This window comes from Aeromonas sp. QDB56, from assembly GCF_027705505.1.
GTDB lineage: Bacteria > Pseudomonadota > Gammaproteobacteria > Enterobacterales > Aeromonadaceae > Aeromonas > Aeromonas caviae.
The window spans coordinates 1-14,867 of the sequence record NZ_JAPDBZ010000102.1 but is presented as its reverse complement, the minus strand read 5'-3'; the positions used below and the strand labels follow the sequence as shown (position 1 = coordinate 14,867).

The following is a 14,867-nucleotide window of genomic DNA, read 5'->3' as shown; positions in this document are numbered from 1 at the left end:
GAACCAGTGATTGGTTCCGGATTGTCCTACAGCAGAAGGATCGGTCAATGGATCCTTAACTGATCAGCATTGCCGCAGTTGCGGGGCTTTTGTCGTCGAGGCGGGGGTTATTTTGCCGCGATGGCGTCTGCCATGGGGCTCTGGAACTCCTGCTCGGCTTCTGCGAAGCGATCCTGCATGGCCTTGGAGGGGGCCTTGTCCAGCAGGCTGAATAGCACGATGGCCAGGGTGGCAAACAGGAAGCCCGGGATGATTTCGTACAGACCCAGCCAGCCGAACTGCTTCCAGATGATGACGGTCAGGGCACCGACCAGCATGCCCGCCAGGGCGCCGTTGCGGGTCATGCGGGACCAGAGCACGGAGAGCAGCACCACGGGGCCGAAGGCGGCACCGAAACCGGCCCAGGCGTAGCTCACCAGCCCCAGCACCCGGTTTTCCGGGTTGGTGGCGACGGCGATGGCCACCAGGGCGATCAGCAGCACCATGGCGCGGCCGACCCACACCAGCTCTTTCTGGGAGGCGTTCTTGCGCAGGAAGGGCTTGTAGAGATCCTCGGTGATGGCGCTGGAGCAGACCAGCAGCTGGCAACTGAGGGTACTCATGACCGCCGCCAGGATGGCGGAGAGCAGCACGCCGGCAATCCAGGGGTTGAACAGGATCTTGGAGAGCTCGATGAAGACGCGCTCCGGGTTGGCGGTCACGCCACCCGCCTGCTCGGTGAAGGTGGAGAAGTAGGCCAGGCCGAAGAAACCGATGGCCACGGCGCCACCCAGGCACAGCACCATCCAGGTCATGCTGATGCGACGGGCGCTGGCCATGGAGTGGTGGGAGTCCGCCGCCATGAAGCGCGCCAGGATGTGGGGCTGGCCGAAGTAGCCCAGGCCCCAGGCCATCAGAGAGATGATGGCGATGAAGTCCAGGTTCTTGAACATGTCGAGGTTGCTGGCGTTCTGCGCCGCCACCTGCACCATGGCGGTGTCGATGCCGCCCACGGCGATGATGACGAACACAGGAGTCAGGATGAGGGCGAAGATCATCAGGGTCGCCTGCACGGTGTCGGTCCAGCTTACCGCGAGGAAGCCGCCGAAGAAGGTGTAGGTGATGGTGGCCGCGGCACCGATCCAGAGGGCGGTGTCATAGCTCATGCCGAAGGTGCTCTCGAACAGGCGGGCACCGGCCACCACGCCGGAGGCGCAGTAGATGGTGAAGAACAGCAGGATCACCAGGGCGGAGAGGATGCGCAGCACCCGGCTCTTGTCTTCGAAGCGGTAGGTGAAATAGTCCGGCAGGGTCAGGGCGTTGCGGTTCTTCTCGGTGTGAACCCGCAGCCGACCGGCCACCCAGCGCCAGTTGAAGTAGGCACCGATGATGAGGCCGATGGCGATCCAGCTCTCGGAGATGCCGCCGATGAAGACGGCGCCAGGCAGGCCCATCAGGAGCCAGCCACTCATGTCGGAGGCACCGGCGGAGAGGGCAGTCACCCAGCTCCCCATCCGGCGGCCGCCGAGAATGTAGTCGTCAAAGTTACGGGTGGCGCGATAGGCGATGAAGCCGATCAACACCATCCCGAGGATGTACACCAGAAAGGTGATGAGCATGGGGGTGCTAGCTGTCATTCAAAACTCCGTTATGTGACGTCTGTGCCCGTTCTTGCGACGGACTCTTCCTTAAAAAAACCGGCCTAGAGTAATCAGCAGATCGCCGGACCACAACCACTTTTAACAAATAAAAAACACATGGAAAACGTTTAACACCTAACCAAGCAACCACTCAATTGCAATAAGGCCGGATTTTATCCCGATCTGCCAAGGGTTTACCCTGATGATCCCCTCCCCCGCGCCATAAAAAAGCCCCGACAGTGGCCGGGGCTCGGAGTACCGACGGGCGGGATCAGCGGTTGATGGCGATGGGCATGCCGCTGCGCTGCTCCAGGGCCTGCTTGACCAGCCGGGAGTCGCTGTCCGCGTGGGCGATGAAGCGGGTCACGGCGGTGGACATGGGCAGCGGGGCCGGCAGGCTGGAGTTGAACTCCTCCTGGTTGCGGGAGAGGGGCTGGTGCACTTCCAGGTAGCGGCGGCCATCCGGCTCGACAGAGGCCTTGATGGGCTGGTTCACGAACTGGACGCGGGTACCGACCGGGACCTGCTTGAACAGGTACTCGATGTCGTCGTTGCGCAGACGCACGCAGCCGTGGCTCACCCGCAGGCCGATGCCGAACTGGGCGTTGGTGCCGTGGATGGCGTACATCTTGCCGATGTAGAGCGCGAACAGCCCCATGGGGTTGTCCGGACCGGCCGGCCAGACCGCAGGCAGGGTCTCGCCACGGGCGGCGTACTCGGCGTGCATCTTCGCGGTCGGGGTCCAGGTCGGGCCCGCCTTCTTGCGCTGCACGCTGGTCACCCAGTCTTCCGGGGTGTCGGTGCCGAGCTGGCCGATGCCAATCGGCAGCACTTCCACCACCTTCTTGCCTTTGGGGTAGTAGTAGAGGCGCATCTCGGCGACGTTCAGCACGATGCCTTCACGGGGGGCATCCGGCAGGATCAGCTGATGCGGCACGACCAGCTTCTCGCCCGCCTGCAGCAGCAGGGGGTCTGCCTGGGGGTTGGCTTCCAGCATGTTGGTCAAGCCGAGCTGGAATCTGGCCGCTGCCGCTTCCAGGGGTTGGCCCGCCTCTTCCGGGGACACCACGTAGTCCAGGTTCTCCCCCACCAGGCGGCTGTTGGCTGCGGGCAGGGCATATTCGATGGCGAGGGCGGGCATGGCGGCCAGGATCAGGGAGCAGCACAGTGCGGCCGCCGTGTTGTGGAGGAGCTTCATAACTTTCCTGTGATAAAGGGGGTGGTTCAGCACTCTGGCCAGCGCGGAGGCGACGGGCGCGCCCGGGGCGAAGAGAAGGCCGCCATTTTTCTCCTCTGCCATGCAAATTTCAACCGCCACGTGCTGACGGGTCGGTGATTAAATACGGTGCCGCGCTGCGCCACGGCACCTTGTCATAAGCGGGATCAGCCGTTTTTCCAACTGTGCATATCATAACCGGTTGGCGACTGATGCAAACGCAGATGGAATTGCTCAATTATCGCAAATATGTGGTCGAAAATATCAGCCTGTATCCCTTCATACTCGGCCCAGGCGGTGGTCGCCGTGAAGCAGTAGATCTCCAGCGGCAGGCCGTCCGTGGTCGGTGCCAACTGGCGCACCATCAGGGTCATGTCCTTGCGAATGCCCGCATGAGTCCGCAGGTAGGCATCCAGATAGGCGCGCAGGGTGCCGAGGTTGGTGAGGTGGCGACCATTGATGGGGCAGCTGATGGCATCGCTGAGCTGCTGGTTGTAGCTGCTGAGCTCCTGCTCCTTGCGGCTGAGGTAGGGTGCCAGCAACCTGGCCTGCTTGAGCTGCAACTGCTCCTGCGAGGTGAGGAAGCGCACGCTGGTCATGTCGATGTTGACGCTGCGCTTGATGCGGCGCCCGCCGGATTCGGTCATCCCCTGCCAGTTCTTGAAGGAGTCGGAGATGAGGGCATAGGTGGGGATGGTAGTGATGGTCTTGTCCCAGTTCGACACCTTGACCGTGGTGAGGCCGATGTCGGTCACCTCGCCGTCCGCGCCGTACTTGTCCATCTGCAACCAGTCACCGACGCTCAGCATGCGGTTGGCGGAGAGCTGGATACCCGCCACCAGGCCGAGGATGGGGTCCTTGAACACCAGCATAAGGACCGCGGTCATGGCCCCCAGGCCGCTGAACAGGAAGAGCGGCGACTTGCCGAGCAGCAGGGCGATCATCAGGATGCCCACCAGGATGCTGGCCACCAGTTTCACCCCCTGGAAGATGCCGCGCAGGGGCAGATCCCGCCCAAGCCGGGTATGGCGGCTCAGGGAGAGCAGGCAGTCGAGCAGGGCGAACAGGGCCAGCAGCAGGAACAGCAGGATCCAGAGCTGGGCCAGCAACTCGATAAGCGCCAGGCTCTCGGACGCTTTGGGCAGCCAGATCTCCGCCTGACCGAGCAGTACGGCCCCCTGGAACACGAAGGCGAGCCGGTAGAAGAGGCGTTGCTGCAACTGGGGCGGCAGCCACATCTGCTTGGTCTTGCCAAGCAGCCCCACCAGGCGCACCAGCAGGATGCGGTGCAGCACCAGGTGCAGCACCATGGCGGTCAGCACGATGAACCCCAGGGCAATCACCAGGGCCATCATGGGGGTCACATCGACCCCCAGGCCTGACAACCAGTTGAAAAACATCTCTTTCATCGTTACCTCCGCAATATCACACAGCGGTCAGGGTACGCATCTGGTCCCCCATGTCAAATGACAGGACGCTCACTATTGCCGAAACGACAACGCCCGGCAGGGGCCGGGCGTTGTCATCACCAGAGGGTGCCTTAGCCGACCAGGCTCAGGGCATCACGGGCGATCACCAGCTCTTCGTTGGTGGGCATCACCAGGGCCAGACGACTGCCTTCGACGGTGATGGGGCCTTCACCGCCCAGTACGGCTGCGTTGTTGGCCTCCTTGTCGATCTTGAAGCCGAGCAGGGCCAGTCGGGCCAGCACCATCTCGCGCACCATGGCGGCGTTCTCGCCGATGCCGCCGGTGAACACCAGGGCGTCCAGGCGACCATCCATGGCGGCAGCATAGGCTCCGACGTACTTGGCAACGCGATAGGTGAAGACGTCCAGTGCACGCTTGGCACCGGCGTCGGTGGCGTAGTTGCCGGTGACGTAGCGGCAGTCGCTGCTCTCCTCGGTCATGCCCAGCAGGCCGGATTCGCGGGTCAGCACCTGGTTGATCTTGTCCACGCTGTAACCCAGGTTGTCGTGCATGAAGAAGACGATGGCAGGGTCGATGTCACCGGAGCGGGTGCCCATCGCCAGCCCTTCCAGCGGGGTCAGCCCCATGGAGGTGTCGACGGACTCGCCGTTCTTGATGGCGCAGACGGAGGCACCGTTGCCCAGGTGGCAGTTGATGATGTTGAGCTCATGGAGCGGTTTGCCCAGCGCCTTGGCGGTCTCTTCGGCGATGAAGCGGTGGGAGGTGCCGTGGGCGCCGTAACGACGGATGCCGTTCTCGCGATAGAGCTTGTAGGGCAGCGCGTAGAGGTAGGCTTCCTCAGGCAGGGTCTGGTGGAAGGCGGTGTCGAACACGGCCACGTTCTTGTCGGCCAGGGCCGGGAACACCTTGAGGGCGGCACGGATGCCGATGAGGTGCGCCGGGTTGTGCAGGGGGGCGAACGGAATGGCAGCTTCGATGCCGGCGATCACGCCGTCATCGATGCGCACGGAGCGGGAGAACTGCTCGCCGCCGTGCACGATGCGATGGCCGATGGCGACCAGCTGATCGGCCAGGGCGGGATCCTGGGGCAGGATGTGGCCCACGATGTGGTCGAGGGCTTCCTGGTGCGCGGCACCTGCGCCCAGCATGGCGTCGCCCTTGACCCCGTGGAGTTTCCATTTGATACGTGCGTCATCCAGATTGAAGCATTCGGCCAGGCCGGACAGCATGTCCTCGCCCGTTTCAGCGTCCATTACGGCAAATTTCAGGGAAGAGCTACCGCAGTTAAGGATCAATACCAACTTGCTCATGTTCTACATCTTCCTGTGCTTCGGCTTTACGCCGACAGTGTCGTGTCATCCAGCGATGGATGGGATTCCCCTGCCGGGGGCTTATGGTCGCAGGAGGGTGCGTCCAATTTTTCAAATCGTTGGGCGCAGACCGTTCGTCTGGCGCGCGCGTCGAATCAGCGATTCGCAACGGGCCTCTGTTGGCCCAATCACTCGGGACTCCAGGCCCCGGTTGCCACTCAGGCGCCGGTCAGCAGCGACTGGTGAACCTTGACGACCAGCTTCTTGACCGGACCTGGGGTCGTCAGGGTACAGAGGGGGCGATGCAGTTCTCCCGGCCAGAAGATGGCGAAGTCACCGGGCTGCAACGCCAGATAACTGGTCTGCTCGTCATCGACGAACCAGAGATCGGGGTGAGGATGATCGGCACCGTCCCGGCTGTAGGCGTGAGGGCCCACGCCGATCCACTCCTCGCCGCGCAGCAGCAGCTGGATGTCCAGATACTGCTCATGAAACTCGCCCCGGCGATCCGCCACCGGCTCTGTCAGATCCTCGCTCACCAGGCAGAACAGCGTGAGGCCGTCGACCTCCTGCTTGCCGAGGGGGGCGTGCAGCCAGCGTTCGACACTTTGCACCACCTCGGCCACGATACGGTTCAGGGGGGCGGGCAAGGGGGTGCGTTGCAAGGTATCCAGACTGCCGGTGATCATGAGGTTCGCATCCTTAGATATATCTGTGGTCTATCTTTGTGCACCAATGAAAAAGGACCATTGAAGGTCCTTTTATCGTCTCGTCTGCCATCCGTGCAGACGGGGGCGCTGTCGCTTCCAAGCCGATGGCGCCGAGTCACTGTTGCATACTCGTCTGCCCCTGCCAAGAGATACTCGCCCATTCACCCGATGATCGTACCAGTTGAAACAATATTATTCACTACCCAATCTCCCCCGACTTTGACCAGACGCAAAAACGGGAGCATCTGCTCCCGTTTTTTTTCCATCACCCACTCAAAGCGGTGCCATTCAAACCTTGCCGGCGTTTTCCACCGGCTTGGCGTACATGGCGCGCCAGATGGCCTTGTGCTCTTGTGGCACCTCGGACTGGCGAGTCAGGAAGGCACTCTGCTCTATGGTGCTGGCCTTGCCGGGCACATCCGCCGCGAGGTAGTTGCCCGGGAAGAGGCGATAGCTGCTCCAGATCGCCTTGTCGATGAGCGCCGCCAACTCGTCCGGATCGCTGAAGCCCTCTGTAATGGGGGCGCCGAAGGAGACATGTACCCGCCCCTTCTGGCCGACGATGCCCGCGACGATACTCTCGATGTCTTCGAACTCGCCCTTCTCATAGCTGCCGTTGACCGACTTCTCGTAGAGCTCGCGCGCCTTGGCCTTGTCGGTGGGGTCCAGCTCGTAGCTGATGCTCACCGGCACGATGTTGAGGCTGCGCATGTAGTCGACGAACTCGATCTTCTGCTTCTTGCCGTCCACGTAGAACATCTTGAGGATGGCAGGATCGGTCTTGTCATCTCCGTCCTTGGCGCGCCCCTCCTTCTGGGCGATCCAGATGGAGTGCCCCTCGTGCACCGACTGGCCGATGTAGGCCGACAGCTCCCCGAGGGCCTTCATCATCTCCCGCGGCCCCTTGGCGGAGCGCTTGACGATGAAGCTCTTGTTGAGCTTCATCAGCTCGGTGGCGCAGGGCTTGCGCAGCAGATTGTCGCCGATGGCGATGCGCACGGTATCGAACCCGTGGGTGTGCAGCCCCCAGTTGACGAACGCCGGATCCATGGCGATGTCCCTGTGGTTGGAGACGAACAGGTAGCCCTGCTCCTTCTTGAGGTGTTCGAGCCCGGAGAAGCTCACTCCCTGGGTGGAGGTGGCGATCATCCGGGTCATGTAGCGGGTCACCCCCATCTGTACCTGATGGATGGTGCTGACCTTGGCCCACTTGTGGCGCAGGAACTGGCGGATCAGCGGGCGAATGGCCCAACCCAGCCAGCTCATCAGGGAACCGAAGCGGTATTTGGCGATGGCGCCGATAAACTCGTCATCCTGGATCAGCCGCTCGATGGCAGCCGGTACTTCTTCATCGCGATAGGGGCGAATGTCCGCGAATCTATCTACTTCTGTCACAATGTCTGCCTTGCATGTATGGAGTCGCGGCCTGCGTCTGCCGGCCGGGAAAATTCAGGGCGCAATTTTACACGCTTTTATCCCCAGGGGTATGAGAGGCGTACAGATAGTGCGATCTTGCAGTGAAAAAGCGATGGCGGTCACCCGCCAGCCCCCCCTTTCGACAACGGCTCTGCTAGCCAGCGGGATTGATGAGCGCGGTGAGGACGTGGTCCTCCCAGCGGCCGTTGATCATCAGATAGTCCCGAGCGTATCCCTCCTGCTCGAACCCCAGCCGTTCAAGGAGCGCGCCGCTTCGCAGGTTCGCGGGCATGTAGCTGGCCATGATGCGATGCAGGCCCCGCTCCCGGAACAGGTGATCGATGCCGGCAGCCACCACCTCCTGCATCAGGCCCTGCCCCTCGTGCTCCTTGTCGATGGCATAGCCCAGGTGGCACGCCTTGAACATGCCCATCACAATGTTCGTGAAATTGCAGGTGGCGAGCACCCGCTCCCCCCTGGGATCGAGCGCCACCAGTTGCACGGCACTGCCCTCGAAATAGTGGCCGTAACCATCGCGCAAGCGGGTCTGCCAGTGGGCGAGGGTGTAGAAGCTCTCCTCCCGCCTGGGCTCCCAGGGGGCCAGGTGGGCGCGATTGCGCAGATAGAAATCCACCATCAGGCAGGCCCGCTCCGGGGTCAGCACGGTCAGCCGGGTACGGGGGGTGGCAATGTGGGACAGCGTCGTCATCTCACCCTCAGGAGGTTGGAAGCGGACAGGAAGGTCATCAGAGATCCCTCAGCCTCAGCCACTCGTCCCGCAGCAGGCCGTAGTGCACATGATCCACCACCCTGTCCGCCAGCCGCTCCGCCCGCCGGGTGATCCCCTCCTGGGTCATTCCCAGCCGCTCGCACACGGCTCGGCTCGCCTCGTTCTCGAGGGCGGCGCTGATCTCCACCTTCTCCATCCCCATCTCCTCGAAGGCGTGATGGATCAGGGCCTGGCAGGCCCGGGTGATGATGCCGTGCCCCTGCCAGCGCTCCGCCAGCCAGTAGCCGATGGTCACCTTGCCGAGATCCTGATCGATCTGGTTGTAACCGATGACGCCGACCACCTCCCCCTGATACTCGATGGCCGTGGTCAGCCCCTCCCCTCGGGCAAACTTCTCGATGGCGTGGCGAATGAAGGTGGCGCTGTCGGCGGGCTGCTGAATGTGGGGCACCCAGGGCAGCCACTGGGAGAGGTAGTCGCGATTGCGCTGGCAGAGGCGAAACAGCTCGCTGGCCATGTCGGGTTGCAGGAACAGGAGCGCCAGCTCGTCATCCAGTTGCCATGAAAACATCGCCACTCCTCCCCGGTTCCACTCCGGCCATCTGCCGTCATGGGAGCCAATGTAGTCAATCAATCCCTTGTTTGCCAAGGACTTTTCAACTGGCTTCCCCGCTGGCAACCCCCATATGGCGATCCCCATGCGGGCACCTTGATCCCAAGGTCATCAATCACCCCTCACAGCGGTTCAACATGCTGCCATTACCAGTATTTGTGGATGATTGACGCTGTAAAAGTGAATCGTGCTACCTGTTTTCGCTGCCCTGTGACAAATGACAGGCCGTTATTTTCCCCCTTCCCACTAGTGTAAGAGCGCCGGGCAACGGACCCGGCGTGTAATCTTCATCGACTAAGGAAAGACGAGATGAACAAAGTCTATTTGGCCGTCATGCTGGCCTGCTGGGGAAGCGCCGCCATGGCGGCAGAACAGGTGGAAGTGAACCAGGTCTCCGACCTGACCGGTGCGGTGAGCGGCGCCGCCAAGATTGGCGCCCTTGGCGCCGGGGATGGCGAGTTTCGCAAGGTACGGGCGGTGACGCTGCCCAATGGCCAGCAGCGGATACGCTATGAGCAGACCTGGCAGGGGATTCCGGTGTGGGGCCAGGTTCTGGTGGCCGATCAGGCGCTGGGGGGCCAGGTCAATCAGGTGTCCGGCACCATGCTGCGCAAGATCGATGCCGACCTGACAGGCCCGGCCGTTGCCCTCTCCGCCAGCGACGCCGCACGCCAGGCTCGCAGCGGTGCCAAGGGGAGCAACGAACAGGTCAAGCTGTTCGTGATGCAGGATGAGACCGGCCAGGCCAGACTGGTCTATCTGGTCTCCTGGCTCGCCGCCAGCAAGGAACCGAGCCGCCCCTTCGTGATGATCGACGCCCAGACCGGCAGCGAGCTCAAACGCTGGGAGGGGATCAACCACAAGGACGCCACCGGCCCGGGGGGTAACGTCAAGACCGGCAAGTATTTCTACGGCGCCGACTTTGGCCCCCTGCAGGTGGATGACAACTGCCGCATGACGGGGACCAACGTGGACACCCTCAACATGAATCACGGCACCACGGGGGGCACCATCCACCAGTTCACCTGCCCGGAGAACACGGTCAAGGAGATCAACGGTGCCTATTCCCCTCTCAACGATGCCCACTACTTCGGCAACGTGGTGTTCGACATGTACCGCAACTGGTACAACACGGCGCCGCTCAGCTTCAAGCTCAAGATGCAGGTGCACTACAGCCGCAACTACGAGAACGCCTTCTGGGACGGCAGCCAGATGACCTTCGGTGACGGCGCCACCACCTTCTACCCGCTGGTGAGTCTGGACGTGGCGGCCCACGAGGTGAGCCACGGCTTCACCGAGCAGAACTCGGGCCTGGTCTACTCCGGCCAGTCGGGCGGCATCAACGAGGCCTTCTCCGACATGGCGGGGGAAGCGGCCGAGTACTACATGAAGGGCAGCAACGACTGGCTGGTGGGGGCCCAGATCTTCAAGGGCAACGGCTCACTGCGCTACTTCGAGGACCCGGCCCGGGACGGCAAGTCCATCGGCCACGCCAGCGATTACTATGACGGCATCGACGTGCACCACAGTTCCGGTGTCTACAACCGCGCCTTCTACCTGCTGGCCAACACCAGCGGCTGGCAAACCCGCAAGGCGTTCGAGGTGTTCGTGCTGGCCAACCGCCTCTACTGGGGCCCCAATACCACCTTCGATCAGGGGGCGTGCGGGGTAACCAGGGCTGCCACGGATCTCGGCTACAGCGTGAGCGACGTGGCAGCCGCCTTCACCGCCGTCGGGGTCAATGCCACCTGCGGCGGCACCACGCCCCAACCGGGCAGCGTGCTGCAAAACGGGGTACCGGTGAGCAATCTCACCGCCGCCAAGGGGGGCAAGCTGAACTTCACCGTCGAGGTGCCCGCCGGCAGAAGCCAGCTGGTGGTGACCAGCAGCGGCGGTAGCGGGGATGCGGATCTCTACGTGAAGTTCGGTAGCGCGCCGACCGCCAGCAGCTATGACTGCCGCCCCTACAAGAGCGGCAATGCCGAAACCTGTACCCTGAACGCCCCCAAGGCGGGGACCTGGCACGTGCAGCTGAGCGGGTTCAGCGCCTTCTCCGGCGTCACCCTCAAGGCCAGCTACTGAGTCTGAGCGGGCATCAAGGAGAATTAACGAAGAGCGCCGGCCTGGTCCGGCGCTTTTTTATGTCCGCTTGCCCGACCAGCGCCGGGCCAGGGTACGGGCCGCCTCCAGCACCCGTTCCTTGGCGGGATTGGGGCGCTTGCCGCTGCGCCAGGCCATCATCACGTCCCAGTGATCCGGTGGCAGATCCACCACGTCCAGCTTCACCAGGCGACCGAACTCCAGATCCCGGGTGATGGCGAGCGCCGGCATCAGGGTGATGAAGCCGTGCTCCAGCGCCAGCTCCCGCGCCGCACTTGCTGGCTGGATGGCGTGCAGCGGGCTCGCCACCTGGCGCAGCAGACGCAACTGCAGGATCAGCTCGTCGCAGCCCGTCCCCCACTGCTGGGGCGCCAGCCGCTCGTTGGCAATGTCCTGCAGGGTCAGCCCCTGCCGCCCGGCCAGCGGGTGGGTGGCGCAGGCCACGGCGATGATGGGGGAACGGTAAAGCAGTTCGAGCTGGATGCCCGCGATGGCAGGGCACTTGAGAATGAAGCCCACGTCGGTCTCGCCGGTCAGCAACTCCTGCATGATGATGCCAGAGTGATCCGTGTTGCAGCGGATCTCGAAGGTCTCATCCACCAAGGCCAGCAGCAGGGGGCCGAACACCGCCGTGGTCAGGGAGGGAAGGCAGGAGAGCCGGATCCGCGGCAATGCAGGCGCCCCCTGCATCGCCAGCCGCCCCCCTTCCAGTGCGCTCAGGGCCGCAGTCGCGGCAGGCAGAAACTGCTCGCAGGCCGGGGTCGGGGTGGCCCCAGGGCGGGAGCACACTTTGTTGATATTTTAACCAAAGAATAACTGAGCCCGATAGTCGTCATTCCAGCCGGCTCTTTTTAGCTTGTTTCTCTGACTTCGAGCACCACAATTGCTCTGTTTTACGATATTCAATACGAACCGCCGGAATAGCGCCATATTCTCGACCGCATCCTCCATCGCTATCCTGGAAGCATCCTCGTTGAACACCACATCAAGAATGTAATGCTGGCTGTTCTCTATCCGCCAGTGCTGCCGTATATAGTGCCCTAGGGAAAGTGCGAACAAGTATCCCAAGAACAAAAAATGAAAATTTTAGTCATTTAATATCAATGGGTTACCAGTAAATGCTCTCGTGCCATATGACTTATTCGCACCTTCCCTATGCCAATCGCCTTGACCTCGCTCAATCCCGACAGCGACGCAAAGGCGTCGATGGCCTTCTGCATGTCGGCATCATTCGTGGTACCACCGGACGAGGAGTCACCGTTGTGCACAGTGGGATCGCCGTCGGTCAGGAAGTAGGTCAGGTTTTCGAATTTCAGGCCTGTCCCGCTACCCGGCTTGGTATTGAACCACTCGGTCGCCTTGATGAAGGCATCCTCGTAGTTGGTCGCCCCATTGGCAGACAGGGTCGTGATCTTGTTGATCAGCGTCTGCAGGTTTGCCGAGTTGAGATCTTCGATCTTCAACATATTGCTAAATAACCGTTCCGAAATGTAGATCACTTATCCGGGAAAGAAGGGAACTCGGCGTCGTTTGTGCGATCTGATTAATCGCCAAACCAATCAAACGACAAACGAGCCGAGCCCGAAATGATACTAACACTCCCCGACCATGATGAGCGACGCCGGATCATCAACAAGATGCACCGGACCAAAGATAAAGATCTCTGCCGGAGGCTCAACGCCATCTTGCTCCTTGCTGACGGGCACAGTGTCTCGGCTGTTTCTCGGCTCACTGCCGCCGCCCGGTCATCGATCAATCGTAAGCGCCCCTAGATCAGCACCTGTTTTTCGGACAATACGCTCGTCACACTTAACCTCATCGTTTCTTCATCGAGGTTTCAGCTATGACTACGCAACAACGTGACGTATTTTGGCAGCAGCAGATCGCATCTTGGCTCTCATCCCGACTTTCCGCCCCCGCTTTCTGTAAACTCCATGACCTCAGCTACCACCAGTTCTCCTACTGGCGCAGAAAGCTGGCAACACCCCAACTCGATAAGGCTGACTCGTCTGCCGGATTTGCTCGTGTCACCCTGCCGCCCTCTCAGACGACCCACCCAGGCTTGACCCTCACCTTGCCCAACGGCATCGCCATCTCCGGCCTGCATGCCAGCAATATTGAATTGCTCGGCGCTATCATGAGGCTCTTGTAATGCGCCCGCGTTACCTGCGACCGGCCCTGACTCTGCCGCAGATCTACCTCTACCGGGCGCCCATCGATTTTCGCAAACAGGCCAATGGCCTGGCGGCGCTGGTCGAGCAGCAACTCGGGCACAATCCATTCTCCGGTGCCCTCTATGCCTTCACCAATCGCCGCCGCAACAAGATCAAGTGCCTGATGTGGGAGGACAACGGCTTTGTGCTCTATTACAAGGCGCTCGCCGAGGAGAAATTCAAATGGCCATCCCCTGCCGATGAGCTGCTCTCCCTCTCGGCTGAGCAGATCAATTGGCTGCTCGATGGCTATGATATTTCCCTGATGAAAGGCCACAAAAAATTGCACTATGAAACGCTCTGAATCGGGCTAAATAAGTGCTTTACTACGTTGTTTTTGTTATAATTTAGCCATGAAAATAACGCCTGAATACCTCACCCCATTGCCCGAACTCGGCAGCCTTTCCGCTGCTGAGTTGTTGGTGGTGATTGCTGATTTTCAGCAACAACTGGCGTTGCAACAAGAAGCCCTCCTTTCCAAAGACGCGGCTATCGCGCGGCGTGATTCTCATATCTTGCTGCTTGAAGAGCTGCTGCGCTTACGCAGGGCGCAGCGCTTTGCCGCCAGCAGTGAAAAGCTCGCCAGCCAGCTCCAGCTCTTTGATGAAGCCGAGATGGAAGTCGAGATCGACACTCTGCAAGCACAGTTGCCTGAAGCCGCCACCGCCAAGATCGCTCCCAAGCGTCGTCAGCGCGGCTTTTCTCCGTCATTGGTGCGCGAACGTCTCGAACTGACCCTCAGCGATGAAGAGAAAGTCGGGGCCAGCAAGGTCTTCTTCACCAAAGTCAAAGAAGAGCTGAAGTTCATCCCGGCCCAACTCAAGGTGCTGGAGATCTGGCAAGAGAAGGCAGTATTCGAGCGCGATGGCGAACAGGTGATCCTCGCGGCCAAACGTCCGGTGCATCCACTGGGCAAATGCGTTGCCACCCCGTCACTGCTGGGCTACATCATCACCTCGAAGTATGCTGATGGCCTGCCGCTCTACCGCCTGGAGCAGATGTTCAAGCGCCATGGGCAGGAAGTGAGTCGCACCAGCATGGCACACTGGCTCATCCGTCTGGATGACGTGTTCCAGCCCCTGATGAACCTGCTGCGCGAAGAACAAAACAGCGCCGCTTACCTTCAAGCTGATGAGACCCGGATCCAGGTCCTCAAGGAAGCGGGCAAAACGGCCCAATCGGATAAGTGGATGTGGGTCACCCGCGGCGGTCCCCCGGGCCGACAATCAGTATTATTTGAATATGATCCGTCGCGTGCCGGCAGCGTACCCGTGCGCCTGCTGGCCGGTTTTGACGGTATCCTGCAAGCTGATGGTTATTCTGGCTACGCCGAGGTGTGCCGCACAAACGGGCTCACCCGTATCGGCTGCTGGGATCACGCCCGGCGTAAATTTATCGAAGCAACGAAGGCTGTCCCCGCGAAAGACCAACGTAAAGCCAGCAAGGCCGATGTGGCGTTGGGCTATATCAGCAAACTCTATGCTATCGAACGGGAGCTGCGGGACGGCAG

General features: G+C 61.3%; 13 protein-coding genes and 3 pseudogenes. 5 read left to right on the top strand and 11 right to left on the bottom strand.

What is annotated here, in order from left to right; translation table 11 throughout:
- Positions 1 to 107: 107 nt before the first annotated feature.
- The 8 genes from putP to OKB81_RS14830 form a co-directional block, all read right to left on the bottom strand.
- Positions 108 to 1,616, bottom strand: coding sequence for a sodium/proline symporter PutP (gene putP, locus OKB81_RS14865; RefSeq protein WP_045525661.1), 1,509 nt, complete (start codon positions 1,614 to 1,616; stop codon positions 108 to 110).
- 274 nt (positions 1,617 to 1,890) lie between these two features.
- Positions 1,891 to 2,817, bottom strand: coding sequence for a L,D-transpeptidase family protein (locus OKB81_RS14860; protein ID WP_160839008.1), 927 nt, complete (start codon positions 2,815 to 2,817; stop codon positions 1,891 to 1,893).
- Positions 2,818 to 3,002: 185 nt separating this feature from the next.
- Complete coding sequence (locus OKB81_RS14855) at positions 3,003 to 4,244, bottom strand: mechanosensitive ion channel family protein (protein WP_160839006.1); 1,242 nt, start codon at positions 4,242 to 4,244, stop codon at positions 3,003 to 3,005.
- Positions 4,245 to 4,375: 131 nt separating this feature from the next.
- A complete protein-coding gene (locus OKB81_RS14850; protein ID WP_010675525.1) occupies positions 4,376 to 5,575 on the bottom strand; it encodes an acetate kinase in 1,200 nt (399 codons plus the stop codon).
- Positions 5,576 to 5,793: 218 nt separating this feature from the next.
- A complete protein-coding gene (locus OKB81_RS14845; protein ID WP_010675526.1) occupies positions 5,794 to 6,264 on the bottom strand; it encodes a YhcH/YjgK/YiaL family protein in 471 nt (156 codons plus the stop codon).
- Positions 6,265 to 6,573: 309 nt separating this feature from the next.
- Positions 6,574 to 7,680, bottom strand: coding sequence for a 1-acyl-sn-glycerol-3-phosphate acyltransferase (locus OKB81_RS14840; RefSeq protein WP_010675527.1), 1,107 nt, complete (start codon positions 7,678 to 7,680; stop codon positions 6,574 to 6,576).
- Between the two features lie 175 nt (positions 7,681 to 7,855).
- On the bottom strand, positions 7,856 to 8,410 hold the full coding sequence (locus OKB81_RS14835; RefSeq protein ID WP_160839004.1) for a GNAT family N-acetyltransferase: 555 nt from the start codon (positions 8,408 to 8,410) through the stop codon (positions 7,856 to 7,858).
- A gap of 37 nt (positions 8,411 to 8,447) precedes the next feature.
- Positions 8,448 to 9,002: a GNAT family N-acetyltransferase gene (locus OKB81_RS14830; protein WP_010675529.1), complete on the bottom strand. Its 555-nt coding sequence runs from the start codon at positions 9,000 to 9,002 to the stop codon at positions 8,448 to 8,450.
- A 351-nt stretch (positions 9,003 to 9,353) separates the two neighbouring features.
- On the opposite strand from OKB81_RS14830, the gene OKB81_RS14825 reads away from it, so the two are divergent.
- Positions 9,354 to 11,126, top strand: a complete 1,773-nt coding sequence (locus OKB81_RS14825) for a M4 family metallopeptidase (protein ID WP_160839002.1) — start codon at positions 9,354 to 9,356, stop codon at positions 11,124 to 11,126.
- A gap of 57 nt (positions 11,127 to 11,183) precedes the next feature.
- Here OKB81_RS14825 and OKB81_RS14820 read toward each other — a convergent pair.
- From OKB81_RS14820 to OKB81_RS14810, 3 genes and pseudogenes are all read right to left on the bottom strand, one after another.
- Positions 11,184 to 11,924 (bottom strand): annotated as a pseudogene (locus OKB81_RS14820) (LysR family transcriptional regulator); the annotation flags it as partial.
- Positions 11,925 to 11,945: 21 nt separating this feature from the next.
- Positions 11,946 to 12,188, bottom strand: a pseudogene (locus tag OKB81_RS14815) (transposase); the annotation flags it as partial.
- Positions 12,189 to 12,244: 56 nt separating this feature from the next.
- On the bottom strand, positions 12,245 to 12,610 hold the full coding sequence (locus OKB81_RS14810) for a hypothetical protein (protein ID WP_160839000.1): 366 nt from the start codon (positions 12,608 to 12,610) through the stop codon (positions 12,245 to 12,247).
- A 120-nt stretch (positions 12,611 to 12,730) separates the two neighbouring features.
- Between OKB81_RS14810 and OKB81_RS14805 the strand changes: the two are divergent.
- The 4 genes and pseudogenes from OKB81_RS14805 to tnpC form a co-directional block, all read left to right on the top strand.
- Positions 12,731 to 12,904 (top strand): annotated as a pseudogene (locus OKB81_RS14805) (IS630 family transposase); the annotation flags it as partial.
- A gap of 83 nt (positions 12,905 to 12,987) precedes the next feature.
- The gene (gene tnpA, locus OKB81_RS14800; RefSeq protein ID WP_042012893.1) at positions 12,988 to 13,296 is read left to right on the top strand and encodes an IS66 family insertion sequence element accessory protein TnpA; all 309 of its coding nucleotides are present in this window, start codon (positions 12,988 to 12,990) and stop codon (positions 13,294 to 13,296) included.
- Positions 13,296 to 13,661 (top strand): IS66 family insertion sequence element accessory protein TnpB, encoded by a 366-nt coding sequence (tnpB, locus tag OKB81_RS14795; RefSeq protein WP_042012890.1) that lies wholly within the window; start codon positions 13,296 to 13,298, stop codon positions 13,659 to 13,661. The genes tnpA and tnpB overlap by 1 nt, the downstream gene beginning before the upstream one ends.
- 49 nt (positions 13,662 to 13,710) lie before the next feature.
- Positions 13,711 to 14,867 (top strand): IS66 family transposase (gene tnpC, locus OKB81_RS14790; protein WP_270805295.1); only part of this gene is annotated, 1,157 nt, incomplete at its 3' end.